The organism is Terriglobia bacterium, from assembly GCA_020072815.1.
Classification (GTDB): domain Bacteria; phylum Acidobacteriota; class Terriglobia; order Terriglobales; family Acidobacteriaceae; genus Angelobacter.
Genome location: JAIQGE010000020.1, coordinates 51,722 through 75,731, shown reverse-complemented (window position 1 = coordinate 75,731; position 24,010 = coordinate 51,722). Strand labels below are relative to the sequence as shown.

Sequence of the window (24,010 nt, the reverse complement as noted above, 5' to 3'; positions counted from 1 at the left end):
GCGCCTGGTCCTCTCTGCGGCTTTTCCTGGATGCCAAACGTGGTTGAAGTCCGAGCAACGGTTGTACATGCACCTAGGTAACATCTCAGGTAAGCGCCTTATCGGCCTACAATATCTCCACTTCCCCCAAACAACGCTTCGTCAGCAAGGAAAGAAGCACAGATGCGCGCCCAAACCAGCCCCTCAGCTTGGCAGTTTCTGCTCATTGGCGGAGATGCCGGGCTCTACAAAACGATCACGGCGGCCATCCAGGCCTTTGGCGGTAATGTGGAAGCCGTGTCCACGGCGGACGCCGCCCGGCGATTGTTGACGCGCCGCAAACTGGATGGCCTGTTTGTGGACATGACGCTCCGTGGCGCGCTGGAACTGCTCTACGGCGTTCGCCGGAGCGGGTCCAACCGCAATTCCATTGTGATCGCTTGCGCTGAGCCTGGAGACGAAGCCAATCCCATCCTGCGTCACCTGGCCAATTTCGTCTTGTGCGAGCCGTTGGCCGCCTATCAGGTGAAAGATACCCTGGACGCGGCGCTGCCCTTGATCGCTGCCGAGCGGGACCGATATCTGCGGTATCCGGTGAGCCTGCCCGTGGTGCTCAAGATCCAGGAACAGGCGCAACGGGCGATTACGGCCAACATCAGCAGGAATGGAATGGCCGTCCGCAGCACCGGCAGTCTGGCGCCGGGGGCTTACGTCCAATTTGTGCTGGAACTTCCCACGCAGCAGATCATTCGCGGCGATGGCGAAGTTGCCTGGTCCAAGGACTCGGGGGAAATGGGAATCGAATTCCAACTGACGGGCGAAGAGGCCAAGCAGAGCCTGTGGAAGTTGATAGGCCAAAACCCGCCTGAGTAACGGCCCCGAAATGCGTGGTCAAGCTGCGCCGGTCTTGCCTGTCCAATCGCCCAACAGATCAACTTCTCCGCCGGGTGTGATCATCTCCCGTGAAGGCTGAAATGCAATCGTCTCGTCTTTGCGCAGGTAAGGGCAGATCAGGCTCCAAGTCTCAAATCCGCTGCCGGAGACGGTGATCACGATGGCTTCATTGGACTTCTCCGCCAGCGCGCCCCAGCCTTCGCCTTCCAGCTTTACAGCCGACGAGGTCTCATCCACGTACACGTCATTGATGGTCAGGATGGCGGCGGCGTTCTTTTCTTTGGCCACGTCCATCATCTCGGAATAAATCTCTTCGCGCTCGTCTTCATCCTGGAATTCCAGGTCAAAGATCAGGTTTTCACCGGGCGTGATGACCACCGCGGCCGGGTTGAGATGGCCTTGATGCTGCAGCGATTGCTGGCTCTCATGCAGCAGCTCGTAAGCCAGGGTCTTCAGGTCGGTCATAAGCAGGCGGTCTCCGGACGCAGAATGTCTTTCAGGTTTTCGCGGCGACGGACGAGCCGCGCGCGCGCGCCTTCCACCAGCACCTCAGCGGCACGCACGCGAGTATTGTAATTGGAGGCCAGCGACATGCCGTACGCGCCTGCGTCCAGAACGCAAAGATAGTCGCCGGGACTGGCGACGGGCAGGTCAGCGTCGCGGGCGAGGAAGTCGCCGGTCTCGCAGATAGGCCCGGCAACGTCAGTGCGGACCAACTCCGGTTCCGGCTGCTTCAAGCTGACGGGGACAATTTCATGCTTCGCCCCGTATAGCGAAGGCCGAATCAGGTCATTCATGGCCGCGTCCACAATGGTGAAGCGCTTGCTGCCGTTTTGCTTCTGATAAAGGACGCGCGTGACCAGCACGCCCGCTGGCCCAATGATGGATCGGCCTGGCTCCAGCAGCAGATGGGGAGCGGATTTTCCCAGCTTTTTGAGCGGCGCGATGATGGCTTCAGCGTAACTGCGGGCGTGATCAGCAAAGTCTTGCGGCTGCGAGCTCTGGTAAGAGATGCCCAGGCCGCCTCCGGCGTCCAGAAACTGGATGGAATGGCCGTCCGCCGTAAGTTGCTCGATCAGCTCTACCGCCCGTTCCACTGCCAATCGAAAGGGTGAGACATCGGTGATCTGCGATCCGATATGCAGGCTCACGCCGGCGACGCGCAGATACTTGTGTGCCGACGCTTGCCGGTAAAGCTCCCGCGCCGCGCCGATAGGCACGCCGAACTTGTGTTCGCGCAGCCCGGTGGATATGTAAGGATGCGTCTCCGCCGGCACGTCAGGATTCACGCGAAATGCTACGTCGGCAGTTTTGCGCAGCCGGGCGGCACAAGCAGCCAGCAACTCCAACTCGCCTTCACTTTCGACGTTGAACAGCAGGATCCCCGCGCGCAGAGCTTGCTTCATTTCGTCCGCAGTCTTGCCCACGCCGGAGAACACGATCTTCTTGGGCGCCGCTTTGCGCGCCAGTCGCACGCGCTCAAGCTCGCCGCCGGAAACAATGTCAAACCCGGCGCCCATTCCGGCCAGCAGCCGAAGAATACTCAGATTGGAATTGGCTTTGACCGAATAGCAAAGAGTGTGCGGCACGTCGCGAAAGGCGCGGTCCAGCGTAGTGTAGCGCTCGCGGATAGCAGTGGCGGAGTAGACGTAGAGCGGCGTCCCGTATTTTTCCGCCAACGCGCTCAGCGGAACACGTTCGCAATGCAGATCGGCTTTTTTGTACCAAAAACCCGGTGGCCGCGTAAACATGAGATGGGGATTGTAACAAACCAGTATTTAGTACTTGGTATTTAGTACTTGGCCGTTGGTATTTGGCCGGCATTCTCAGGAATGAGGATGACTGCCGAAAAGAGAGCATTCTAACCATCGTCCGGTAAGCGAGCGTGATCAGTCGCCAAGAGTCAAAGCCAACTACCAAGTACCAATTACTAAGTACCGCTTTACTTCACCTTCACCACCACCAACGTCTGATCGTCGAAGACGGGTGCGCCGGCGGCGAAGGCGTCAGCGGCCTGGAAGATGGCGTCCACAATTTCCTGGGCGCTGGCGTCGCTATTCGACAGCTTGTCTATGACATGCTCCAGGCGGACGCGGCCAAACTGCTCGTCCTTTGTATTGCTGGCGTCCACAATGCCGTCACTGAAGAAGACGAAGATGTCGCCCGGCGCGGCGTGGATGGTGACCTCGTCGTACGCGGCGTCAGGGAACATGCCCAGCGGGAGTCCGGCGGCTTCAATCATGTGCGAGTGCCCGTTGCGGCAGTAGATGGGGCGAGGCAAGCCGGAGTTGGCCACGCGCATGATGCGGCGTTCGTCGTCCCAAAGGGCGCAGCAGAGGACCACGTAGTTTGCGTCAAGACGGCGCTGGTTGAGCGCGCGGTTCACCGAGCTGAGCATCTGCGCGGGCGAAGGCTCGCTGGGCGCCAGGCTGCGGATGATGCCGCTGACCAGCGCGGCGTACAACGCAGCGGGCGCGCCTTTGCCGCTCACGTCGCTTACGATGACGCAGGCGCGCGGCGGCTTGTAGTCCAGGAAGTCATACATGTCCCCGCCAATGGCATGGGCGGGATTGAAACGGGAAGCCACTTCCGCCGACTGCAGAGTGGGGCACGCCGGCGGCAGCAGGTGGTGCTGGACTTCACGCGCCATGGCCAGATCGCGCTCCAGGCGCTGCTCTTCGCGCGCCAGCCGTTCATAGAGCGTGGCGTTTTCCACGGCGATGGCAATTTGCGCGGCCAGCGTCACCATGGTGCGCACGTGATCGTCAGTGAAGTAGTTGCGGCGGGTGTGTTCCAGGTCCAGCACGCCGATGACCTTGTCTTTGTACACCAGCGGCACGCAAAGCTCGGAGCGCGTTTCCGGATTTACTTTGATGTAGCGCGGGTCTTTGTTCACGTCCGGCGCCAGCACCGGCTTCTTCATTTCCGCCGCGGCGCCTACCAGGCCTTGCGACAACGGGATGTCATGCTTGAGGTGAATGTTCTCTTTAAAGCGCACGGAAAAACGGTGGACCAGTTTCTGCCGGCTTTCATCGAGCAGCAGGATGGAGAACATCTGATAATCAATCACCTTGATCAGCAGGTCGCCGACGCGCTTGAGCAACTGGTCCAGGTTGAGGATGGAGGTCAAGTCGCGGCTGATGTCGTTGAGCAACGCCAGCGTGCCGGCCTGGCGAACGATGCGCGTGTAAAGCCGCGCGTTCTCCAGGCTGATGGCGATACGCGACGCGATCAGCGTAAGCAGGCGCGAATGTTCTTCCTTGAAGTAGCCGCGTTCGCGGGCTTCCAGATCAATCACGCCGATGACCTTATTCTTGGTGATCAATGGCACCGCGAGTTCAGAACGCACGCGCGGGACGGCTTCAATGTAGTTGGTCTCTTTGCTGACGTCGTCTACCAGGATGGCGCGCCTTTGCTCCACGGCACGGCCGGTGACTCCTTCGCCCACTTTCACCCGTATCCGCTCGGCGACTTCCGGCAGGTGCCCGATCTGGAAACGGAAATACAGTTCCTGGCGGCGCTCATTGAGCAACAGGATGGAGAAGATTTCATAGTCGATGACGCGCTTCACCACCTCGGCGACGCGCTGCAAGAGCGTGTCCAGATCCAGCGTGGTATTGAGCACGTCAGCCACTTCGATGAGAAGAGACTCAACGTCCACGCGCTGCGGTGAAGGAGATGTGACCATGGATTCCACGTTTAATGATAGCAGCTTGCCGCTGTGCGATTGGTGAAGGAACAGTTACGAAAAGAATTCGCCGCCGAAGAACGTCTCCGGCGGCGTTTGGTTCTAAAAAGGCAGTTAGAAGCGGAGAATGGGTCCGGTGGAGAAACGGAAATCTGTCTGCGTGTTACTGAAAACGTGTGCGCCGTGGTAGTCCAGTTGCGCGATGCGCCAGGAGAAGCGGTCGGTCAGCTTGTAGTCCGCGCCACCACCGAGCACCCAGGCAGCCGCAGTGTCTGAAGGCGCGAAATCGCTGGAAATATGCGCCACGCCAAACAGGCCGTGGGCAAACAGGTTCACACGGTCCATCCGGCGGTTCAGTTGCGGACCAAAGAGCATGTTGTACTCGCGGGCGTGCAGCCCGGCAATGGACTTGTAATTGCCGCTGAGGTCGGCCTTCAAGCCCAGCCAATCATTCACGTTGCCGGTTAGCGCGGCTTCAAATCCGCTGGCTTTGGAAAGCGTGTCGCCGTTCAGGAACGAGTAGCCTAGATAAACTTCACCGGCGGGAGCGTCACTGCGCCCGCGCTGCGCCCATCCCGACAAGCTGCATGCCAGGAACGCAAATCCTAAAATGAACTTACGCATTTTGAATCCTTACCTCCTAAGACATTGGTCGGCCAGATGAAAGTGAGAAGCAAGAGCGCGCAACGGAGTTGCCTTGCCAAAATGGTGCGGCCAGCAGGACAAGGAGTAAGGGGACGAAAACAGCGCGACGCCGGAAGTCTTAACGTGTCTGAAATTCCGGTGCGCCGAGTTCGTGTACGATGGCCACGCCGGAGCTGGTGCCGATGCGATTGGCGCCGGCTTCAATCATCGCCAGGGCAGTGGTGGCGGTGCGGACGCCGCCGGAAGCTTTCACGCCGGCACGGTCGCCGACAACGCCCCGCATCAGCGAGACATCTTCCACCGTGGCGCCCCCGAGAAAACCCGTGGCCGTCTTGACGAAGTCAGCTTTGGCGGCCAGGCTCAACTCGCAGCAAAGGATTTTTTCTTCCAGCGTGAGCAGAGGAGTTTCCAGAATTACTTTCACAATCGCGCCGCCGGCGTGACCGACTTCCACCACCGCAGCAATATCGTTCTGCACAGCCTGGCGGTCGCCCCACGCCGTGCGGAAAGCCGATCGTGGTAGCGACTTTCACCGGAGTGCCGTTCAGCAGGGAAGCAGCAACACTGATCCACCACGGACTGACACAGACCGCGGCAAAGTTGAAGAACGCCGCCTCCTGGCACAGGTGGACGATCTGGTTGCGCGTAGTCTCCGGCTTAAGAATGGTGTGGTCAATGCTGGCGGCCAGCGCCTGCCATCCGCGCACGTGAATCTGCGCATCTGAAAGGACTTGAGACATTCGAGACCCCAATTGTAATTCCCGCTACTCGCCTTCCGCAAGGACGCAAATATCCGGCAGGTTACGAAAGCGCTCTGCGTGATCGAGCCCGTAGCCGACGACAAACTTGTCCGGAATCTGAAAGCCAACGTAGTCAGCCTGGATATTCGCCTTGCGGCGCGAAGGCTTGTCCAGTAGCGCGGCAATCTTCAGCGAGCGCGGCTGGTGCGACAGCAGATGCTTCTTGAGAAACGTGAGCGTCAAGCCGGTATCCAGGATGTCCTCCACCAAAATGATGTTCAGGTCGCGCAACGGAGCGGTCACGTCCTTGATCAACTGGACCTCGCCCGCGCTCTTCTTCTCTGTCCCGTAACTGCGCACGGCGATGAAGTCAAACGTCGCGTTGAGCTGGATCTGCCGCGCCAGGTCGGCGAGAAACAGGCACGCGCCCTTCAACACTCCGATCAGCACTACCGATTGGCCGGCAAAATCCTTGGTGATCTGCTGCCCCATCCGGGCAACGGCGTCGGCGATCTGTTCGCGGGAAAGAAGAACGTCCATAATGGATGCTTTTATAACAAGCAGGCGCCGTGCCCGCAAAGTGTTTTTTGCGACCAGCGGTGCGTTAGCGATGAAAGTGGGCCATTCGCTCTTGGCTTTTGGCAATTTAAGTCGCGGGTTTCGCGAAGAACTAGCAGCCAAGAACCGTTTTGCTTTTCGCCAGAGGCCCGCAGACTACGGCGGTCCCGGTTTCGCCAAAAGCCAATAGCCAATAGCCAATAGCTCTTCCCTCATTTAAAATCCTTCCTTCTTCCATCGAGGTCTCCATGCCGATGCCCGAATACAGCGACCTGGTCGCCCAAGCCAAGAAAGAAATCAAGGAAATTGATCCTGCCGAGCTCAAGAACATCCAGCAGTCCGGCGAAGAGTTCATTCTGCTCGACGTGCGCGAGCCCGACGAAGTGGCGCAAGGCGCCATCGCCGGCGCGGTGCCGCTGCCGCGGGGCGTCCTGGAGTACAAGATTGATACCGTCACTACCGACAAAAACGCCAAGATCGTCTGCTACTGCGGCGGCGGAGGCCGCTCCGCGCTGGCGGCCAGCAATCTGCAGCGTATGGGCTTTAAGAACGTGTCGTCGCTCGCCGGCGGATATAAGAAGTGGAAAGAGGATAAATAGCAGCTAGCGACTAGCAGCTAGCCGCTAGTAGCTCTCCACCATGCCTACTCCCACTCCGGAACCAGCCGAATTGTCAGCGTCGCCCGAATCGTCAGCGTCGCCGGAGCGGTCCGTTGCCAAGCCCAACACGGCTGCAGACGGCGTTGCTTCAGAAATCGTCACTTCGGACATCGTTGCGGAGTCTGGCGCGACTGCTGCTTCGGCGGAATCCAAGCCTGGGCGATTCTACCGTCCTGAGCTTGACGTCCTGCGCTTCTTTGCTTTCTTTGGCGTCTTCATCTTCCATGCGTTTCCTCACTACCAGAGTTTCTACGCCGCCAGCGGGTTTCCTGACTGGCTGGCCCGCGGCACGATTTCCGTTCTCGTCTCCGGCGCGTACGGCGTGGACGTCTTCTTTGCCCTGAGCGCGTACCTGATCACCGGCTTGCTGCTGCGCGAACGCGAGGCCCCCATCGCGGTCGGCGTCGCCAGTACGGGCAGCGCTGCGAGTCCAGCCGACACAGCTGACTCTGGCGCCTCAGTCCCTGCGCGCACGGAATACGCAAGCGGTTCCGGAAGATTAGATGTCCGCGGCTTTTACGTCCGGCGAATCCTCCGCATATGGCCGCTCTACCTGAGCTTTGTGGCTTTGGCCGTGCTCGTTTCACTGTTCTCGCCGCAACAACATCTGGGCTGGCAGTACGTCGCCGGCTACACCCTGATGGCCGGGAACTGGGTTTACGTCTTTCACGGACTGCCTTCGGGCATCACCATTCCGCTGTGGACGGTCTCAATTGAAGAGCAGTTCTACCTGACCTGGCCGCTGGCCGTCCGCCGGGCCAGCGTTGCCGGGATGGCGTGGATCGCCGTGGCCGTGCTGCTGGTCGCCAACGCGGTGCGGGTGTGGCTGGCGATGTCCGGGGCGTCGCTGCAGGCCATGGAGTACAACACGTTTACCCGGCTTGATCCCATCGCGCTGGGGATCTTGCTGGCTCTGGTTGGCAGCAGCGAAACCCTCAACCACAAAGGACACGAAGGAGCACGAAGGGAGGTTGAAATTGCGCCGGAATCGTTGCGAACACAACGTGATGGGAAAACCTTGAACCACAAAGGACACGAAGGAACACAAAGGGGCAAATTCACTCCGTCTTCCTCTGCATCCTCTGCTGTTAACGCTTTTCCGATCACGGCGATCACGTTGCGATTACGGCGATGGCGGCGATTCTTCCGCCTCCCTTTGTGTTCCTTCGTGCCCTTTGTGGTTAGCCGTTTGACTTTGGCCTTTGCCGGCATCGCGACTCTGGTCGGCTGTGCGGCGTTCAACGGATGGACCAACCCGGAGAGCCCGGAAACCTGGCGCCTGGCGGTGACCCATCCGCTGATCGCGCTGGCGAGCGCGGCGATTCTGATGGCGTTTGTCGGTGCGCCTTCCGCCACGGCCACTCTTTCAACACCGGCCGCAGGGCCTCGATCATCGTGGTTGCGGAACCCCGCCTTGATCTACCTGGGAAAGATCTCTTACGGGTTGTACGTGGTCCACGTCCTGGGACTGTTCCTGGCGCAGCGCGTCACGCATCCGGCTTCCTTATTAGGTGTGATGACGCAGGGGGCGATGGGATTCGTCGTAACCCTAGCCCTGGCCGCCGCGTCGTACCGGTGGTTGGAAACTCCCTTCCTGAAGTTGAAAGAAAGGTTCACGCACGTGCAGAGCAGGCCGGTGTGAGGCCCCCGCCCCATCCCCTTCATCCCCGGAAAATATAGACTTAGCTCAAGTCATCCCCGGCGATACCCCACGCGAATTGTGGACCGCAGCCGCCCTCGGCTGCGTCTTCCGATCACCCGGTGACCCGATCACCAGATCTGATTGGGATACCCCCCTACCCTCCCCATTCATCCCAATGGTCCCAATAAACAAAGGACTTAGCTGCGGTTGATCCCAATCAGATCCCAATCGATCGGCTAAGAGGTCACAAGCCTTTGCCAAGTACCAACTACTAAGTACCAAGTACTTGTCTTTGCGCTATTTGCTTTGTTTTCAATGATCTGTGTCACTTCACACCCTGAGGCGCAGCCAAATCCTAGCAGTTCTTCAACAGCGAATCAATCGCGAAGTTGTACATCACTGCGCACGCCTGTCAAGTGTCCTGAGGTCCATCGCCGGGCACGAATTCGCCGGGCTGTACATCCAACCTTGAAGACTCGCGCGCAAATCGAGAAGACCGGCGGACGCCAAGCCCCTACGGACTGTCATCTTGAGCGCTGCACGAGGGAGCTGGGCGACCGAGGGCGAGTCGAAAGGCCCCGAGGATCTATCACCTGCCATGCAGCTTCAGGGAATTTTCCCCAGCTCTCCCGTGAAAACGCCTCGGCGCAGCATTCATGACGTAAGCACTCTCGGGGTCCTTCGACTCCGCGCCCATCAGTTTACTTGACGGATGCGTTCCACCGGCGCTCCGCTCAGGATAGACAGTCCAGAGGGGTGTTGTGCAGTCTCAAATTGCGTAGTCCTGATGGAAACCAGGCAGCAATCCCCATCCACACAAGTGTCAGGGCACGACTTGAGCGGTCAGGCCAGGAGCGAGCAACGCGAACGACGGCCTGCGAAGTCGTGCCGTAAGTAAGCGCGGAAAAGATGTCGGATTTAAGAATAGCCAACAATCCGTCGCAGGAACCTTGCAACGTCCGTGCCGATTCTGTCACTACCTCCACGGAGGTATGCGTATGTTCAATTTGAAGTCATTCGCCTGGGGTCGTCTTGCAATCGTTGTTTTCTCTCTCGCCGTGGCCGGTTTGCTCAGCGGCTGTGCGATCTCGGGCTACCAGACCGTGATGAACCGGGTGGTGGTGCCCGGCGGCGCAACCCAAAGCGTCCATGTGGAATGCCCGGCCGGGAAAAAGGTGCTGGGCGGAGGTTTCAGTATTGAAACCCCTGACGACATGAAGGTTTTCAGCTCAGACCCCAGCGACGGGCATGGGAACTTGATTGATCACGGCTGGGACGTGATGGTCCACAACACTGGGACGGCGGGCCGGCAAACCACCGCAGTCGCGATTTGCGCGCAATGAATGTCGAGTGACGGATTCTTGCGATAGAGGTCGCAAAGGAAGAAACGCCGACCATCGAGCACAGGCAAGAGTGCCTGTGCCACACGGTTCTTGCTGCGCAGGCGAGGGCGCCTGCGCTCCACAATCGTGAAAGCTTACACCTTCACCTTCTCCCCCGCCTCCACCTTCACCGGCTTAAAGCTTTCCTGCAAGGCTTCTTCGCAAGTGTATGTGATCACTTGGCGGTAATGTTCGCCCAGGAAGACGCGCATCTTGGCCGTGTCCATGGCGCTGGAGCCCAGCATGTAGGGCACGGCCTCGGGAGGAATGTCGGACACGCCCAGGTTCCACAGGAAGCGCACCGTCTGGCGGCAGAGCGCTTTGGTGGGGACGCGTTTCACCTCAATCTTGGCGATCTCGATGCACCGGCGCAGGGAAAGCGGGTCGCCGCGCCCGGCCACGTTGAGCGTGGTCAGCCGCGGGTCAGCTTCTTTGCGATGGAGAATGTGCGCGATGAGGCGGGCCACGTCGTCCACGTGGACGAACTGGAATTTGTGCTCCAGGTAGTTGCCGCGCGAAGGCAGCAGCAACGGCAGGCGGACGCCGCGCCGGCGCATGCGTTCCCCCAGCCGGCCTTTGCCTCCGGGGACGCCGCGCAGCACGCCGAGCTGGTAGTTCTGCACCGTGGCGCCGGCATACACGGCCGGGCGCAGAATGTACGTTTTGCATTTGCGCATGCCTTTGGCCCGCGCCTGGACGGTCTGGTCGGCTTCTTGCTGGTGCAGCGCGTAAGGCAGGCTCTGGGCGGCGAGCGGCGCGTCTTCCGTCACCGGCTTGGCCAGATCGGGGCCGTACACCAGGCTGCTGCTGGGAAAGATGAACTTATCAATCCCGCCGACCATGCGGTTGTGTTCGGCAATGGCTTCAGTGACGCGGCTGGTGCCGGCCACGTTCACGTTCCACATATGTTTGCGATTGGTGATGCCGGTGCGCAGCGGGTCAACGACGAACGCCAGGTGCACCACGGCTTCCGGACGGTAGGCGCGCATCAGGTCCAGAAGCTGGTCGCACGAGCGCTCTTCCGCGAAGTCAACTTTCTCAAAGCGGAACAGAGCGTTGGGCGCTTCCGGTTCCCGCACGTCAACGCCGATGACCTGGAAGTCGGGAAGCTGCTTGAGCAGACGCAGTCCCAGATTGCCTGAGACGCCGGTGATGAGGACTGTCGTCTTGGAAGCCATGTAGAGATGATAAGTGCGACAGGGAAGCAAGTCATCGTACCACAAGGCCATACCAGGCATGGGGGGAGGCCTTGGGGAGGTCCGCATCGGCTTTGTCATCATGCAGGTGTGATTAAGGTCACTGCGCAGGATTGAGACGCGGGGTTTAATGAGGAGCATGAAAGTTGTGGGGATTGTCCCCCAAAAGAAAGGATCGACCCCGTGTTCACGTTGCAAGACGACGAAGAAGTGAAAAGCTACCACAAGCCGTGGACGGCCCCGAAAAACGCCAGCTCTCATTGCCAGCACGGAAACTGCGAGCGCGTGGCTTATCGTGTTCTGGTTGTGCAATCGCCTGACGCCGAGCGGACCGTGTCGCTGTGCGGGCTGCATTTTCTGGATGCGTGCCGTTCGTTTTCGCGGGTTTCCTCCGTAGTATTGGCTGGGCAGAAAAGCTTTGATGCTTCCAGCGCGATTCCGGACCTGATCCACCACGTGCGCGCTATCTGACAACGCCACCCGTTGCGTCCGACCATGGGCGGCCCGCGTGTTACGGTTTTACCGGTGGATTCAATGGCGCTACGCCAGTTGATGGCGGTCCGAAATATGCTTCATTAAAGTCGGCGTGGACGGAAGAATTGATCTCCTTCATCTTGGCGTCCAATTTGCCGCGAAAGATCGTGCGTGCTATTTCACCTTTTACGCTTTCCAGCGGTATGGTTTGCCGGCCGTCCAATCGGTAGATCAAGAAAGTGTTGGCCTGCTGGGCTTTGTATGCGCCACCATCCTTCAAGGCAAGTAGATGTTGCTCGTCGGCGGCCGGCAGCGCGCCACGGCGGGAGGCGCCCATGCCCGTGCTGGGCGGCGCCGAGGAAATTCCCAGCGCGCTGTAACTGTCTTTCTGCACCTGCTCGGGAGCGTCGCCTTTGGCGATGCGGGCCTCCGCCTCCGCGGCCACCTCCTCGGCCTTTTGTGCAAACGCCGCTTGCTGCTCCAGGGAAGTCAGCTTGCCTGAAGGATCAATCTTGGGGATGTAAACGCGCTGGAGTTTCAGTTGCTCGTAGTCGGCGCGATGGGCCTCGTAGTAGGCCGCTACTTCCTCCGGCGGAGGATTGCCAAATTGCTGTTCCAGGGAGCGTTGATAGAGGTCGCTCAGCGTGCGCAAACGCATCAACTGCATTACTTCGCGATACGTTTCCGTCTTTTCGATACCCGCCTTCTCACCCGCGTCGGCGCGCACCAGCAAATCCACGTAGGCCTGGCCCAGGTTGCGCCGCATGGCTGGGTCAATGGCCTGATTGTTCTGGTTCAGCGCTTGCACCAGCTTGTCAAACTGTTCTTTGGTGACCGTCATGGTGCAGGCTTCTTTCGGCCCAGAGGCGTCCTGGCAAAGCCCATGAATGGTTATCACGGGCTCATTCGGCGCGGGAGCGGTTTGCGGGCCGGCTTCCGGAGCTTTCGGCGCAGGGGCGGCCGGCTTTTGCGGGCTCACCGGGCTGGAAGCCGCTTTGGCCCCAGTGCCTTTGCTTTGGGCAAGACTGGTCTGGACCAGGCCCGTGGCGGCCGCAAACAGGCAAATCAACAGGATTCGAACCATTGGTGCATCCCCTTTTGGGCGATAGGAAGTGCGGAAGAACTTAATCCTAACATACGGGTTTTTGTGGCAAGTCATGAAGGATATTGAGACAATGGAGGCCGTGCCCGTTGCAGAAACAGAAAAGCCGGTAACCGCTCCAGAGCCGAATCTGGTCCTGGACCACATGCGCGAAGAGAAGCGCACCGTGGCCCTGAACTCCGTGTTGGCGGCGCTGGGCATCACCGTGCTCAAAGTGGTGTTGGGCTTCACCACGGGCAGCTTGGGAATTCTGTCAGAAGCGGCCCACTCCGGGCTGGACCTGGTGGCTGCTTTCATCACGCTGCTTTCCGTGCGCGTCTCTGACAAGCCCGCCGACGCCGACCACCAGTACGGCCACGGCAAAGTGGAGAACTTTTCGGCCTTCCTGGAAACCGGCCTGCTTCTGGTGACCTGCCTGTGGATTATCTGGGAGGCCATTGAACGCCTCAACGGACACCACGCCGCCCACATTGAGCCCAGCGTCACCGCCTTCGTAGTCCTGGGAGCGTCCATCATTGTGGACAACTGGCGTTCCCACAAGCTGCATGACATCGCCCACAAATATGACAGCCAGGCGCTGGAAGCCGACGCCTTGCATTTCCATACGGACATGTTTTCCAGTGCCGTGGTCGCCGTGGGTCTGGGGCTGGTGTGGGCGGGACGCTACTGGCACGTGGGCTGGCTGGCGCAGGCCGATTCCATTGCCGCCCTGATCGTCTCCGGGGTAATCGTGCAGGTGAGCTGGCGCCTGGCCCGCCGGACCATTGACGCTTTGCTCGACGCCGCGCCTGCCGGCTACCGCAACAAGATCATTGACGCCGCGCTCAAGGTCAACGGCGTGATTGAAGTGGAGCGCGTGCGTATTCGCCGCGGCGGCAATCGCTACTTTGCCGATCTCACCGTCGGCCTGGCCCGCAACGTGACCTTCCAGCGTTCCGGACAAGCCGTCAGAGAAATTTCGGACGCCGTCCACAGCTTCCTTCCTGATTGCGACGTGGTGATTCACTCTGTCCCGCGCGAGACCGGAAAGGAAAACCTCTTTGACCGTATCCGCGCCGTGGCTGCGCGCAACAACTTCAACGTGCATGACGTCAGCGTGCAAGACCTGGGCGGTCGGCTGCATGTGGAACAGCATCTGGAACTTGACGAGTCCCTGAGCCTCAAGAGCGCGCACGACGTCGTGACCCTGCTGGAAGCCGAGATCCGCGGCGAGATCCCGGAGATCTCCACCATTCTTACCCACATTGAGAGCGAGCCGGCCACCATCGAGTCCGGTGACCAGCCCAAATCAGACGCCCGGCTGGAGAACAAGCTGCGGCCCGTGGTAAGAGAATTCCCTGAAGTCGTGGACATGCACGAAGTGGAAATCAAGCGCGTGCGCGACCGCGTCTACATGTCCTGCCACTGCACCATGGCCGACGACCTGCCGCTCTCCCGCGTGCATGACGTTTCCACCGCGCTGGAGATCCGTTTCAAGCAAGTGGCGCCGGAGCTGTTCAAAGTGCTGATCCATCCCGAACCGCAGACGGACAACCGGCGGTAAGCGCGCCCTCCGACTCAGCCTGAAACCGCAGTCCTCCGAAAACAACAAGGCCGGACCAGAAGGCCCGGCCTCTCATCAACCAAAGGACGCAAGAGGCTATTCCTTTGGAGCCTCGCGACGGTGCAGTTCCACAGTCGGTTCGTTGACGGTTGTGGATTTGAAGCCGGCTGGCACCTGGAACAGGCTGGCATCCGGTTCACCCCGCTTGATGTCGGTAAGATGAAACACGGTGTCGCCGAAACGCGGGTCGCTGTGCTTGTGCAACACCAGCGCGTGCAGGTCTTGCGAGTACCAGTTTTCTGAAACGATCTCAATCGGGCGATCATTGCCAATTTGACCGGCAGCGATGGTCACGGTTTCGCGCGTGCCCTCCACGGTCACTCCGTCCATCACTTGCGTGCCCAGTTGTTCACGCTTCACTTGCTTGGAGCTTTCCACCCACTGTTCTTTCTTGAGGCCTTGCTCCAGGGCGCTCCGCAGTTTTACCTTGATTCCGGACTCCGCTTTGTCATTGCCAGCGCCATCAAGCGTGAAGACCTTCATGTTGTCCCGCTTCACGATGCGCGCCCGCTGTTCATCCGGATTGAGGATGTAGTCTGTGTGCGCCGCAGGATCGCTGATGAACACCACCTTGGAGCCTTCCATGCTCAGCGGACCCAGGTGGTCAATCGTCTGCTCGCGACGCGTGCGGCCCTGGCTGTCACGGGCCACGAACACTGAGCTCTTGTTCACGATGCGGTTGCCGTCCGCCAGCGTCTGCGTGCTCTCCGTCACCGCGGTTGCGGAGTAAGGCGCGTCCTTGACCGGCTCGCCGTTGCCGGCAAAATCCGCCGAGAAGAAGGCTATCTTGCCTTCAGGAAGCCGCTCCCAGGTTTGCGCTAAGGCCATCGGGCCAGGCTCTCCTACCACAAAAACCCGCTTGTTGAAGGTCTGGTTGGAGTCGGCTGGTGCGCTCTGGCGCTGTTCGATTTTGACGCGGTCCTGGGCTGCCGCGGTTCCAGCGATCAATAGCGCCATGGCAACTGCGAGAAAGAATCTGTTCATGTTGAAAGCTCTCCTTGAGAATTGCTCGATTTTTCGTCTGTCGTGCCCGAACCGGTAACAACGCGTTCTGTTGTTAGCGTCGGCTTCGGCGGTGTCTAATGCCTATGCAATCCTGGTTTCCGATCACGTCGATCACCCGATCACGGCGATCACCCGATAGCTATTGAGTATTCCTTACGGCAATCAGCCGGACGGCGTAAGGGGTGCCGTCCTGGCCGACCACAAAATCCGCCAGCACGCGGCGTTCTCCTGCTCCGGCGCTCACCGGCGCTCCCACCAGCCGCAACGCGCTGCCTGGCATCTCAACCCGGACTACGTTCATGTCTTGCAGGCGTACCGTGTCGTTGTAAGCGGGCAGTGCGAAAAAGTTACCGGCTGGCTGGGCCAAATTGCTCGCGCTCTGCGCCGCCGCCTTCGGCCTGCGCTTGGGCGGAAGGGAAGTCTTGCTGCTCGGCGCGGGGTTGTCCGCTGCTATGCGGATCGTTGGCGACGCGGCCATAGTCTGCGCCCCCGCTGCCTGCGTCGTTTTTGCCGGCGCCGTCGCGTTAGGCGTTGACGCTGTTGTCGGCGGCGGCGACTTCTTCAACAGCAGCCCCGCGCTCACAGCCAAACACGCGGCCAGCCCCACGACTGCCGCCATCCTCGCCTGCCTGCGCCGGGCGTGTCGGTGACGAAAAGCCCTTGCTAAAGCTGCCCCGGTTTCCGCCGAGGCATCGCCTGGCGAGCCGGCTGCCAGCTTTCGCAAAGCTGCCTTGAGCCGGACGTCGGATTCAGTTGGATCTATTTGGCGCATTGCTGGCTGCTCAACTTTGTTCCGTTATGGTTCGCCTTGCTTAACTTGTTCTTCAGTATGGCCCGCGCCCGATGCAGCCGTGAAGCCACCGTGCCCGCCGGACAGCCCAGGGCCTCACCGGCATCGGCGTAACTCATCTCTTCCAGGTCGCACAGCACCACTGCTTCGCGATATTGCTCGGGCAGTGACGTCACTGCCTGCCGCAGGCATTCCAGCAGTTCCGTCTGGGTCAATTCTTCCAGCGCGTTCAAGTCGCTGGCCGACGCTGGGTCCGATTCCAGAGAATCTTCATCATCCAGCGGCACGTCGAACTGCTGCCGCTGGAAGCCGCGCCGCGTCAGGTTGCGCGCGATCCCGAACAGATATCCTGACACCGGGCCTTTGTCCGGACGGTAATCCCGCGGGCTGGCGATCAGCAGCGTAAAAACCTCCTGCGTGACTTCTTCCGCCGTGGCGCGGTTGCCGCTCATGTGCAGAGCGAAGCGGAAGATGCGTCCCTGATACCGCTCGTACATCTCGCGGAACGCAGCTTCATTTCCTTTGGCGAGCTGCCGCAGCAACTCCTGGTCGTCCCTGGGCGTTTCTGCCATGCCTGTGCTCGGCGCTTGCGCTCTGTTCCGGACCCCACTGTAGGTCCCTGCTTTCCATTGCACGGATTGGACGATTTCTTCCATCTTTTTGAAACTTTTTTCGCGGTCCCGGCGACCGGGCGCCGTTCGTGACGCCGTCGTCATAAAGACTGGCGATGCTCTGCATCTGTCAACCGCAGGCGCGGGGGAGGCCTGAAATACTTAAACTCGAACCGGCAAACGATTGATATCCTTGTGGCTTAAAGGAGAAGCGTCAATTGGTAGAAGCCAAGGTAGTAGAAGCCAAAGCCAAGTGGCTTGACGGCGAGCGCTTCGTGGTCGCCGGTTCCAGCGGGCACGCCGTGGTCATTGACTCTGACCGCCAGAGCAACACCGCCCCCGGCCCCATGGAACTGGTGCTGTCCGCGCTGTGCTCCTGCACGGCCACTGATGTGGTCAGCATTCTGCGCAAGAAGCGCGAACCGTTTACCGCGCTGGAGGTCCGCGCGGAAGCCGAGCGCGCTCCCTCGCCGCCCACCGTTTATACTTCCATCAAATTGATTTTCACGGTTACCGGCCAGGTTTCCCGCAAAGCGGTGGAGGATGCCGTGCGGCTGTCGGAAGAGAAGTACTGTTCCGTCGCGGCCATGCTGAGGAGCACGGCGCGCATTACCACGGAAATCCGGCTGCACGAAGCCGTTGCCCGCGCGGAAAAGTGAAGCGTTCGCGCTTTCCGTGAATCCAATTGCCACAAGGAGAGAATAAGGATGACTGACAAGAAAGTCGTGGTTTTCAGCCAGCCCGGCTGACCGCCCTGTGACTGGGCAAAGGCCTACCTTTCGGAGAAAGGGATCCCGTTTGAAGACAAGGACGTCAGCACTGACCAGCAGGCGGTGTTTGCGCTGGTCCGCACCTACAAGAGCCGTTCCACTCCCACCATTGTGGTAGGCGATGAGGTCATGGTCGGTTTTGATCCTGACCGGCTGGACCAGATGCTTGCCAAATAATTCCCCAGCTATCAGTTCCGAAGAATTAGAGACTGCTCCCAGCCCCGCGGCGGCCCAGGCGCATCCGTGGCGGGGTTACTTCCTCATCGCCGCTGCCACTTTCTGCTGGGGCGCAGCCGCCACCGTGGGCAAAGCCGTGTTCAGCGGCAAGATATTCCCCGGGGCCGCGGACATCTCTCCCGTCATGCTCTCTCAAGCGCGCACGACGTTTGCTTTGCTCGTACTGGTGCTTTTCCTGCTGGCGCGCAAGGGACCAGGTTTTTTTCGCACCAGCCGTCGCGATGCAATACTGTGCGGGCTGATCGGCATTTTGGGTCTGGCCGGTTCGAATTTCTTCTACTACTACGCGATTCAAAAGGCCACCGTGGCCATCGCCATCACTTTGCAGTACACCTGCCCGGTGTGGGTCCTGCTTTACATGGTCCTCCGCGGACGCCAGCGCGCCACCGCCTGGCAGGTCTCCGCCGTGCTGATGGCCTTGCTGGGAATTGCGCTGACCATCGGGCTGTTTCACTCCGGCGCCAAACTCAACGTCCCCGGGGCGCTGGCCGCTCTGATGGCCTCTTTTTCCTTCGCGCTCTATAACATCGGCGGTCAGACCATGGTCGCCCGCCATCATCAGTTGCAGGTCATGGCGTATACCCTGCTTGGCTCAGTGCTGCTGTGGGCGGTCTTGAACCCGCCGTGGCGCGTGGCCGCGCAACATTACAGCATGGCGCAGTGGACGTTCCTGTTCCTCTTCGGCTGTCTCTCAACTCTCTTGCCGTATGTGTTCTACTTCACCGGCCTCAAGTATCTCGACCCCACGCGCGCCGTGGTTACCAGCTGTCTGGAGCCGGTCTACGCCATCATCTTCGCGGCGATCTTCATCCACGAAGGCGTAAGCGCCTTGCAGATCTTGGGGATTCTAGCCGTGCTCTCGGCGACGGTAATGGTGCAGGTGGGAAGGACGCAATTGGCAAATAGCAGCTAACAACTAGCAACTGGCACCTGGCAACTAGCAAATAGCAAATAGCAAATAGCAACTGGCAATTGGCAGCTAGCAAATAGCAGCTTCTGCACCGCGCTCATCGGACCGAAGAGAGATCTGCAAGAATCTCTTGAGGATTAAAGCGCTCTCCAAATTCAGTCACGCTTGAGCGCCGCAGGCGCGGAATAATGGTAGCCCAGGCCGTAAGGCCTGGGTTAGGTGAAGAAAGAATTCAAGCCCCGGAGGGGCGACACAAGACGAAGAGGCACAGGCAAGAGTGCCTGTGCCATACGAACCACGATGTCCTGTACGGTTCCGAAGCTGTGCGCCGTTCGAGCCCAGCGCCACAGGTGCGACACCAGAATTGGGAAACCGTTCTGCCAAACACCAAAAGCCAAAGGCCCTTCTGCTATTCGCTATTTGCTTCCTCTGCCTTTGGCCAATTGCCAACTGCTAATTGCTATTTGCTCCGCCAAATCTCTCTGCCGCCCGCGCCCTCGCCTTGGCAGCTTCTTCTTCGCGACTCTTCGGCGGCGCCGTCGTCTCCAATGAACGGAGAAGCCGGCCTGCCACGCCGGCGATCTCCTCAATGGCCGCCTCAAACGCGGCTTCGTTGGCCTTTGACGGCTTGTTGAACCCGCTGATTTTCCTCACGAACTGCAGCGAAGCCGCCCGCACCTCTTCGTCCGTGACCGGCGGATCGAAGTTAAAAAGCGTTTTGATGTTTCTGCACATGCCAGCTTTACCTCATGCCATCTTCTGCGCAAACAGGCCGGAAAAATTCTGCCGGAAGTAATACGCCACAATGCCCCAAAGAATCGCCACAACGATGGCAACGGGCAGGCCCTTGGGTTCCATGAGCAAATGGTACAAGAGAATGTTCACGATCACCGGGCCAAGCAGCGTCAGCCCGAGCGGAACGTAGCGGCCGATCAACAGCAGCGCGCCGCCCAGAACTTGCAGCCCCGCCACCGGTAGAAAGTAGTGCGACTTGACCAGCGCGTCAATAAACTGGGCTGCCAATCCAGGCGGCAGGGGAGGCGCCTTCATAAAGTTCAGGAAGCCGTTGAGTCCGAACACAAAGAAGGCCAACCCAAGCAGAATTCGTGCGATCAGCGCTACGATTTTCATTCATTTTCCTTTCGACTGAAGCCCAAAGAGTCTACTCACCGCGGTGGTCACGGGCGTCCCACGTCTGCCCTAGAGCGCAATGCGGGACACCAAGATTACCCAGTCTGCCGGACAAAACTCAAGCCCCGGCAGGGGAGAGTTCTGAGGTCAAGCGATATTTGCACGAGGCGCTAATAACGAGAAATGGCGACAGGGAAGATGGGTCGTCAGAGACGATCTTTCAAAATCCTCTCCAACTCCCGACGGCCGTGGAGAATGGATACCACCTGCAACGGCTTGCTCTCGGACCGGTAGACGATGAGGTAAGAATAGACTGGAAAGAATTTCACCGCGCTGTCTGTCAAATTCTTGCGCGAATGTCCGGCGCCGGGGTTTTCTGACAGAAAGACGATCCTGTCTCGAATGACACCTTCAACCCGGTCGGCGATTGATCTGTTGCTTTGTTCCTTGATATATCGCCAGATCTGGGCAAGATCGTGTGCGGCTTCTGGCGCAAGAACGTAGCGCCGCTTCATTCAGGTTTAGCTTTCAGGTCCTTCAGGTACGCATCGAGTTGGTCTTCGGGGATTCCTTCGCCCCGGTCAAGCTGATCCAGACCATGCTGAATTTTCACGGTGATGGTTTCTCGGTTCTCCAAAAGCCAGCGGTCCTGTTCTTCCTGGGTTTCAAGCAAACGCAGCAACACTTCTTCCACGCTGCCCGAGCCAGTCGCCTGGATTTGTTTGCGGATTCTGGCCTCTAGGGCCGCATCGCGGATTTCAATATTCATCGTGCGTTCCTCTTGTCTCACTGATGGCGCAGTTCATATCTTAGCCGATGGCGCAAGAGCGTCAAAGTCGTTGTCTTCCGTCGTGCAACCCAGGTCACCGCAAAAAACCAAGGCGGCCCTTTCGAGCCGCCTCGTCCATTCCGAATTTTCAGTATTTCAGAAGCTATTTTTCGGAGCTGCCAGCGCGCTTGGCGTAAAGTCCTGGCGGAAGCTCAGGTTGTTGATGTCGCGGAACATCGGGGTCCCCGGCGGAAGCTTGGCCGGGTCCTGGAAGTCCGTGTCAAATTGATAATTACGGGCTGGCGGGTGGTAGACCGCGTCATTACAGCACTTGAAAGTGCCGGTGTTGTAGGTGGAGTAGAACAGGCTCACCATGGAGCCGCCGTAGTTGAGCGTTTGCCCCGTCCAATCTTCCAGGAACCGCAGGAAGTTGTGGACACCGCCATCGGTGCCGAAACCGTACATAACGCCGGTGGCATACGCCGGGTTGGGGAATGTGATGTTCTTGCCCGCGGCAATGGCCACGCGGTAGTAGGTGGTGGCTGCGGGCCGGTTCGTGGTTGCTCCCGTGGGAGTCTTCAGGCTGGCATAGTCGGACCAGTTGTTGGAAAGCAGGGTAACCGCGTCAGCAATCACCGCGGAGTCCGCATGTTTCCATTCCGCGGCAATACCGGCCGCTGCGCTGGGCAAAGTAGGCCAGATGGTGTCCGAGGCGTTGGTGTTGTAGTTTCCCAGAATGTACACCGGGTTCTCTGACGCAACGGTGAATCCGCCGCCGGTGCCATCGGGCTTGACCGGGAGAGGAGTCACTGCGGTGGCCGCCGTGGTGCCGACCATCGCGCCGTCCACCAGACGAATCACGTGCCGTGCCCCGCTGACCCGGTTCTTGCGTCCCGGCGGGTTCGCCAGTGTTGCGTTAGCCACGGTCCCGGCCGCGTTGAATCCGGCGTTGTTGAAGCAATTCGGCATGCGGGCCGGACCATACGGACTCAGGGGGACCGAGGTGTTCAAGTTGAACCCCGCTCCCATGTTCCAGGCGCCCCAGTTGTCGAAATTGCCGTCCAGGTTCACGTCTTCCGGTGACAGCGTTGGATCGTGGCCCGGCGTAGCCGGCGGCGGTGGTTCCAGTTTCTGGTCCGGCACGCCCGCTGCGCTGGCGGCGTTGATTACGTCTTCCAGGCCGGCGTCACCGGTCTTGAAGCCCTTGAAGGGATTCACCTGCATGCCCCTGCGGTCAGAGAAGTACAGGATGTAACCGTTGTGATCGTTGAAGGCCACGTTGGGACCGCTGCCGGTTGCATCCAGCAGCCACCGTTTCAGGTTGGCGACGTCCAGCTCCACTGCATTCATCACGCCGTTGACGGTGCAACTTGGGCCGGCAACGTCCTGGTCGCGGGCTTCGCCTTCGCGCGCGTCATAAAAATTGATGGGATACCAGTTGTTGCGAGTGATGCTGGTGGCCTGCGCGCTGGAGCCAAATTCCGGACGGAGCGTGGCAGCGTCGGCCGGTGTTTCCGCGGGATGGTCCACGCACGTGGTGCAGGCCACGCTATGCGCGGCGAAGGGGTCCAAGACTCCGTTGCCATCGCGGTCTGCGGGCTTCTGCAGAAGCAGAATGGCCTTGGGATTAACGTTGTTCGGAGCAGCAGGGGTTGGCGGGAGCAATCCCCGGGCGAATCCCAGCTCCAGCCATTCCTTCGTAACCGGATGGTACACACCCACTGCGTCGCGATACTCCACGCGCAGGTAGCCGTCAATCAGGTTCCATGTACCGGCGCCCGGCGGGGCAGGTACTGGCGCTCCGGCAGGCACCAGAGTGGCATGCCCTGCGGGCACCGCCGCCGGCGGCGTTGGCCAGTCGGATGGCAAAGCAACCTTGGTCGTGTTCAGGATCATTCCTGTGGGGTCGGGAAAGGCAGTATTGGCTTCAGCAAAATATGTGTTGTACGTGGCCAGGCCGCCCAAAACCGGCAACAAAGGTGTGGATGTTGGCACACCGCGGCTGTAATCGGGCGCGCCCGGGCTGGTTTGAACATTGGCTAAACGGATATTGCCGGGGTCGGCCACGCCGCCGGGAAGATCCGCCGGGTCATCCTCCAGCAATACGCGAATCTCGGCTTGATTGTATAGCCGGGCTTGCGATGTAGCCGGCGAATCGCCAGCCAAAGGGTGCCGGATGATTTCATAAGCTTTCGGCAAGGCTCCAGCGGCTCCCCCGCCAACCGGACCGGAGTTGGTGAAGGGCATCACCAGCTTCACGGCGCCGGTGCCATTGGGCCCGCCATAGTTTCCGTCCACGATCCAGCCGGCATACGTGCCGGTTGAAATGCCTTTCCAGGCGCCGTTCTGGGCAGAGGCCGGGCCGTTAACCACGCTCCCCTGTGTCATGCTCATGGCAATGCAGCTTGGACCGGCGCCACCCGTGCAACCGCTCGGCGCCGACAGAATGTCCACCGTGCCGGTGTTGTTATTGGTGGCCGATGGAAGTCCATTCGGCAGGACCTGGCGAATCACGTTGCCGAACACCGTGATTTTGTCGTTGAAGGTCACGGTAGAGCCCGCGGACACTCCCACGTACAAGTCTTGGTTGGTGTGCAGGCGGCCGTTAAACGTCAGGTTGGGACTGCTGTAGAATCCGCAGTCCATATCGCAAAAGATGCCGAACTGGAACACAGGGATCAGCGCCACTTCTACGTTGCGGATCATGGTGACCTGCGCGTTCAGTCCGGTCTGGGTCGTGGCTTTAAGCTGGATGGGGATGATCTGAGCATACAGACCCTGGTTGGCTCCGCTGGCGATCAGCCGGTACGTTGCCGAGATTTTTCCCGTCACCGGATCCACGTTGGGCGTAAAGCTGTAGTCAATGTATTGCAGCGTGGGCGTGCTCGGCGGCGCAAGCACGCTCAAACCCGTAATGTCGGAAGGCTGCGGCGCCTGAATCGTGGTGAAGGCATTGGCCAGGTCCGTGGTCATCTTTTCGATGGCGCCTTCGGTGGCGTGGTAGGCCTTGTTGTTCTGGGTGTCGTACCCGCCGGCTTTGCCCTCGGAGTTGACCATCATGAGCAAGCCAATCGAGATCGCCGACATCAGCAAAACCAGCAACAGGCACGCGAGCAGGGCAAATCCGCGTGAACGGAGGCCAGCATGGTTCATTGAGGGACTTTTCCCGGTGTTGTTGATTTTCTTCGCCTTCACGAGATCCATGATTTTGCTTCCTCCTCTTAC

The 24,010-nt window shown here is 59.7% G+C and carries 25 protein-coding genes and 1 pseudogene; 10 read left to right on the top strand and 16 right to left on the bottom strand.

Translation table 11 applies throughout. The features are described 5' to 3' along the window. The first annotated feature begins 162 nt into the window (after positions 1 to 162). Positions 163 to 852, top strand: a complete 690-nt coding sequence (locus LAO20_20600) for a PilZ domain-containing protein (protein ID MBZ5533836.1) — start codon at positions 163 to 165, stop codon at positions 850 to 852. A gap of 18 nt (positions 853 to 870) precedes the next feature. Here LAO20_20600 and LAO20_20595 read toward each other — a convergent pair whose 3' ends face one another. From LAO20_20595 to hpt, 6 genes and pseudogenes are all read right to left on the bottom strand, one after another. Then, positions 871 to 1,338, bottom strand: a complete 468-nt coding sequence (locus LAO20_20595) for a hypothetical protein (GenBank protein ID MBZ5533835.1) — start codon at positions 1,336 to 1,338, stop codon at positions 871 to 873. Continuing rightward, entirely contained in the window at positions 1,335 to 2,624 is a 1,290-nt protein-coding gene (gene lysA, locus LAO20_20590; GenBank protein ID MBZ5533834.1) for a diaminopimelate decarboxylase, read from the bottom strand. Before lysA ends, LAO20_20595 begins: the two co-directional genes overlap by 4 nt. A gap of 191 nt (positions 2,625 to 2,815) precedes the next feature. Further along, positions 2,816 to 4,561, bottom strand: coding sequence for a GAF domain-containing protein (locus LAO20_20585; protein ID MBZ5533833.1), 1,746 nt, complete (start codon positions 4,559 to 4,561; stop codon positions 2,816 to 2,818). 114 nt (positions 4,562 to 4,675) lie between these two features. Further along, positions 4,676 to 5,185: a porin family protein gene (locus LAO20_20580; protein MBZ5533832.1), complete on the bottom strand. Its 510-nt coding sequence runs from the start codon at positions 5,183 to 5,185 to the stop codon at positions 4,676 to 4,678. A 139-nt stretch (positions 5,186 to 5,324) separates the two neighbouring features. Further along, positions 5,325 to 5,946 (bottom strand): annotated as a pseudogene (deoC, locus tag LAO20_20575) (deoxyribose-phosphate aldolase). Between the two features lie 24 nt (positions 5,947 to 5,970). Further along, positions 5,971 to 6,486: a hypoxanthine phosphoribosyltransferase gene (gene hpt / locus LAO20_20570; GenBank protein MBZ5533831.1), complete on the bottom strand. Its 516-nt coding sequence runs from the start codon at positions 6,484 to 6,486 to the stop codon at positions 5,971 to 5,973. 1 nt (position 6,487) lies between these two features. On the opposite strand from hpt, the gene LAO20_20565 reads away from it, so the two are divergent. From LAO20_20565 to LAO20_20550, 4 genes are all read left to right on the top strand, one after another. Further along, on the top strand, positions 6,488 to 6,694 hold the full coding sequence (locus LAO20_20565) for a hypothetical protein (GenBank protein MBZ5533830.1): 207 nt from the start codon (positions 6,488 to 6,490) through the stop codon (positions 6,692 to 6,694). Between the two features lie 58 nt (positions 6,695 to 6,752). After that, positions 6,753 to 7,103 carry a sulfurtransferase gene (locus LAO20_20560; protein MBZ5533829.1) on the top strand — a complete coding sequence of 117 codons (351 nt, stop codon included), beginning with the start codon at positions 6,753 to 6,755 and terminating at the stop codon, positions 7,101 to 7,103. A 40-nt stretch (positions 7,104 to 7,143) separates the two neighbouring features. Next, positions 7,144 to 8,805, top strand: a complete 1,662-nt coding sequence (locus LAO20_20555; GenBank protein MBZ5533828.1) for an acyltransferase — start codon at positions 7,144 to 7,146, stop codon at positions 8,803 to 8,805. A gap of 998 nt (positions 8,806 to 9,803) precedes the next feature. After that, on the top strand, positions 9,804 to 10,148 hold the full coding sequence (locus tag LAO20_20550) for a hypothetical protein (GenBank protein MBZ5533827.1): 345 nt from the start codon (positions 9,804 to 9,806) through the stop codon (positions 10,146 to 10,148). Positions 10,149 to 10,282: 134 nt separating this feature from the next. On the opposite strand, the gene LAO20_20545 is transcribed toward LAO20_20550, so the two are convergent. Then, a complete protein-coding gene (locus LAO20_20545; protein ID MBZ5533826.1) occupies positions 10,283 to 11,365 on the bottom strand; it encodes an NAD-dependent epimerase/dehydratase family protein in 1,083 nt (360 codons plus the stop codon). A 201-nt stretch (positions 11,366 to 11,566) separates the two neighbouring features. Here LAO20_20545 and LAO20_20540 point away from each other — a divergent pair, with 201 nt between their 5' ends. Further along, positions 11,567 to 11,854, top strand: a complete 288-nt coding sequence (locus tag LAO20_20540) for a hypothetical protein (protein MBZ5533825.1) — start codon at positions 11,567 to 11,569, stop codon at positions 11,852 to 11,854. A 40-nt stretch (positions 11,855 to 11,894) separates the two neighbouring features. Here LAO20_20540 and LAO20_20535 read toward each other — a convergent pair whose 3' ends face one another. Next, entirely contained in the window at positions 11,895 to 12,941 is a 1,047-nt protein-coding gene (locus tag LAO20_20535; protein ID MBZ5533824.1) for a hypothetical protein, read from the bottom strand. 163 nt (positions 12,942 to 13,104) lie between these two features. Here LAO20_20535 and LAO20_20530 point away from each other — a divergent pair, with 163 nt between their 5' ends. Then, on the top strand, positions 13,105 to 14,502 hold the full coding sequence (locus LAO20_20530; protein MBZ5533823.1) for a cation-efflux pump: 1,398 nt from the start codon (positions 13,105 to 13,107) through the stop codon (positions 14,500 to 14,502). Positions 14,503 to 14,598: 96 nt separating this feature from the next. On the opposite strand, the gene LAO20_20525 is transcribed toward LAO20_20530, so the two are convergent. From LAO20_20525 to LAO20_20515, 3 genes are all read right to left on the bottom strand, one after another. After that, positions 14,599 to 15,546: a hypothetical protein gene (locus LAO20_20525; GenBank protein ID MBZ5533822.1), complete on the bottom strand. Its 948-nt coding sequence runs from the start codon at positions 15,544 to 15,546 to the stop codon at positions 14,599 to 14,601. 160 nt (positions 15,547 to 15,706) lie between these two features. Then, positions 15,707 to 16,186: a hypothetical protein gene (locus LAO20_20520; protein MBZ5533821.1), complete on the bottom strand. Its 480-nt coding sequence runs from the start codon at positions 16,184 to 16,186 to the stop codon at positions 15,707 to 15,709. 140 nt (positions 16,187 to 16,326) lie between these two features. Next, positions 16,327 to 16,929, bottom strand: a complete 603-nt coding sequence (locus LAO20_20515) for an RNA polymerase sigma factor (GenBank protein ID MBZ5533820.1) — start codon at positions 16,927 to 16,929, stop codon at positions 16,327 to 16,329. A gap of 257 nt (positions 16,930 to 17,186) precedes the next feature. Between LAO20_20515 and LAO20_20510 the strand changes: the two genes are divergently transcribed. The 3 genes from LAO20_20510 (at position 17,187) to LAO20_20500 (ending at position 18,888) form a co-directional block, all read left to right on the top strand. Next, a complete protein-coding gene (locus tag LAO20_20510) occupies positions 17,187 to 17,627 on the top strand; it encodes an OsmC family protein (protein ID MBZ5533819.1) in 441 nt (146 codons plus the stop codon). A 132-nt stretch (positions 17,628 to 17,759) separates the two neighbouring features. Further along, a complete protein-coding gene (locus LAO20_20505; GenBank protein ID MBZ5533818.1) occupies positions 17,760 to 17,915 on the top strand; it encodes a glutaredoxin family protein in 156 nt (51 codons plus the stop codon). Continuing rightward, positions 17,905 to 18,888: a DMT family transporter gene (locus LAO20_20500; GenBank protein ID MBZ5533817.1), complete on the top strand. Its 984-nt coding sequence runs from the start codon at positions 17,905 to 17,907 to the stop codon at positions 18,886 to 18,888. Before LAO20_20505 ends, LAO20_20500 begins: the two co-directional genes overlap by 11 nt. A gap of 450 nt (positions 18,889 to 19,338) precedes the next feature. On the opposite strand, the gene LAO20_20495 is transcribed toward LAO20_20500, so the two are convergent. The 5 genes from LAO20_20495 to LAO20_20475 all read right to left on the bottom strand — a co-directional run bounded on the left by LAO20_20495 (position 19,339) and on the right by LAO20_20475 (position 23,989). Further along, on the bottom strand, positions 19,339 to 19,620 hold the full coding sequence (locus tag LAO20_20495; GenBank protein MBZ5533816.1) for a DUF2277 domain-containing protein: 282 nt from the start codon (positions 19,618 to 19,620) through the stop codon (positions 19,339 to 19,341). 12 nt (positions 19,621 to 19,632) lie between these two features. After that, positions 19,633 to 20,016 carry a hypothetical protein gene (locus LAO20_20490; protein ID MBZ5533815.1) on the bottom strand — a complete coding sequence of 128 codons (384 nt, stop codon included), beginning with the start codon at positions 20,014 to 20,016 and terminating at the stop codon, positions 19,633 to 19,635. A 206-nt stretch (positions 20,017 to 20,222) separates the two neighbouring features. Next, the gene (locus LAO20_20485; protein MBZ5533814.1) at positions 20,223 to 20,531 is read right to left on the bottom strand and encodes a type II toxin-antitoxin system RelE/ParE family toxin; all 309 of its coding nucleotides are present in this window, start codon (positions 20,529 to 20,531) and stop codon (positions 20,223 to 20,225) included. Further along, the gene (locus LAO20_20480; GenBank protein ID MBZ5533813.1) at positions 20,528 to 20,785 is read right to left on the bottom strand and encodes a hypothetical protein; all 258 of its coding nucleotides are present in this window, start codon (positions 20,783 to 20,785) and stop codon (positions 20,528 to 20,530) included. The genes LAO20_20485 and LAO20_20480 overlap by 4 nt, the downstream gene beginning before the upstream one ends. 156 nt (positions 20,786 to 20,941) lie before the next feature. Then, positions 20,942 to 23,989: a hypothetical protein gene (locus tag LAO20_20475; protein ID MBZ5533812.1), complete on the bottom strand. Its 3,048-nt coding sequence runs from the start codon at positions 23,987 to 23,989 to the stop codon at positions 20,942 to 20,944. Between the last annotated feature and the right edge of the window lie 21 nt (positions 23,990 to 24,010).

Excerpts from the sequence above, each read along its gene's own strand:
- LAO20_20525 (MBZ5533822.1), bottom strand. The coding sequence starts at position 15,546 with ATGAACAGATTCTTTCTCGCAGTTGCCATGGCGCTATTGATCGCTGGA.
- LAO20_20595 (MBZ5533835.1), bottom strand. The coding sequence starts at position 1,338 with ATGACCGACCTGAAGACCCTGGCTTACGAGCTGCTGCATGAGAGCCAG.
- LAO20_20475 (MBZ5533812.1), bottom strand. The coding sequence starts at position 23,989 with ATGGATCTCGTGAAGGCGAAGAAAATCAACAACACCGGGAAAAGTCCC.
- LAO20_20530 (MBZ5533823.1), top strand. The coding sequence starts at position 13,105 with ATGCGCGAAGAGAAGCGCACCGTGGCCCTGAACTCCGTGTTGGCGGCG.
- LAO20_20515 (MBZ5533820.1), bottom strand. The coding sequence starts at position 16,929 with ATGGCAGAAACGCCCAGGGACGACCAGGAGTTGCTGCGGCAGCTCGCC.
- LAO20_20495 (MBZ5533816.1), bottom strand. The coding sequence starts at position 19,620 with ATGTGCAGAAACATCAAAACGCTTTTTAACTTCGATCCGCCGGTCACG.
- LAO20_20550 (MBZ5533827.1), top strand. The coding sequence starts at position 9,804 with ATGTTCAATTTGAAGTCATTCGCCTGGGGTCGTCTTGCAATCGTTGTT.
- LAO20_20565 (MBZ5533830.1), top strand. The coding sequence starts at position 6,488 with ATGGATGCTTTTATAACAAGCAGGCGCCGTGCCCGCAAAGTGTTTTTT.
- LAO20_20560 (MBZ5533829.1), top strand. The coding sequence starts at position 6,753 with ATGCCGATGCCCGAATACAGCGACCTGGTCGCCCAAGCCAAGAAAGAA.
- LAO20_20580 (MBZ5533832.1), bottom strand. The coding sequence starts at position 5,185 with ATGCGTAAGTTCATTTTAGGATTTGCGTTCCTGGCATGCAGCTTGTCG.
- LAO20_20555 (MBZ5533828.1), top strand. The coding sequence starts at position 7,144 with ATGCCTACTCCCACTCCGGAACCAGCCGAATTGTCAGCGTCGCCCGAA.
- hpt (MBZ5533831.1), bottom strand. The coding sequence starts at position 6,486 with ATGGACGTTCTTCTTTCCCGCGAACAGATCGCCGACGCCGTTGCCCGG.
- LAO20_20480 (MBZ5533813.1), bottom strand. The coding sequence starts at position 20,785 with ATGAATATTGAAATCCGCGATGCGGCCCTAGAGGCCAGAATCCGCAAA.
- LAO20_20490 (MBZ5533815.1), bottom strand. The coding sequence starts at position 20,016 with ATGAAAATCGTAGCGCTGATCGCACGAATTCTGCTTGGGTTGGCCTTC.
- LAO20_20520 (MBZ5533821.1), bottom strand. The coding sequence starts at position 16,186 with ATGGCGGCAGTCGTGGGGCTGGCCGCGTGTTTGGCTGTGAGCGCGGGG.
- LAO20_20485 (MBZ5533814.1), bottom strand. The coding sequence starts at position 20,531 with ATGAAGCGGCGCTACGTTCTTGCGCCAGAAGCCGCACACGATCTTGCC.
- LAO20_20535 (MBZ5533824.1), bottom strand. The coding sequence starts at position 12,941 with ATGGTTCGAATCCTGTTGATTTGCCTGTTTGCGGCCGCCACGGGCCTG.
- lysA (MBZ5533834.1), bottom strand. The coding sequence starts at position 2,624 with ATGTTTACGCGGCCACCGGGTTTTTGGTACAAAAAAGCCGATCTGCAT.
- LAO20_20600 (MBZ5533836.1), top strand. The coding sequence starts at position 163 with ATGCGCGCCCAAACCAGCCCCTCAGCTTGGCAGTTTCTGCTCATTGGC.
- LAO20_20585 (MBZ5533833.1), bottom strand. The coding sequence starts at position 4,561 with ATGGTCACATCTCCTTCACCGCAGCGCGTGGACGTTGAGTCTCTTCTC.
- LAO20_20545 (MBZ5533826.1), bottom strand. The coding sequence starts at position 11,365 with ATGGCTTCCAAGACGACAGTCCTCATCACCGGCGTCTCAGGCAATCTG.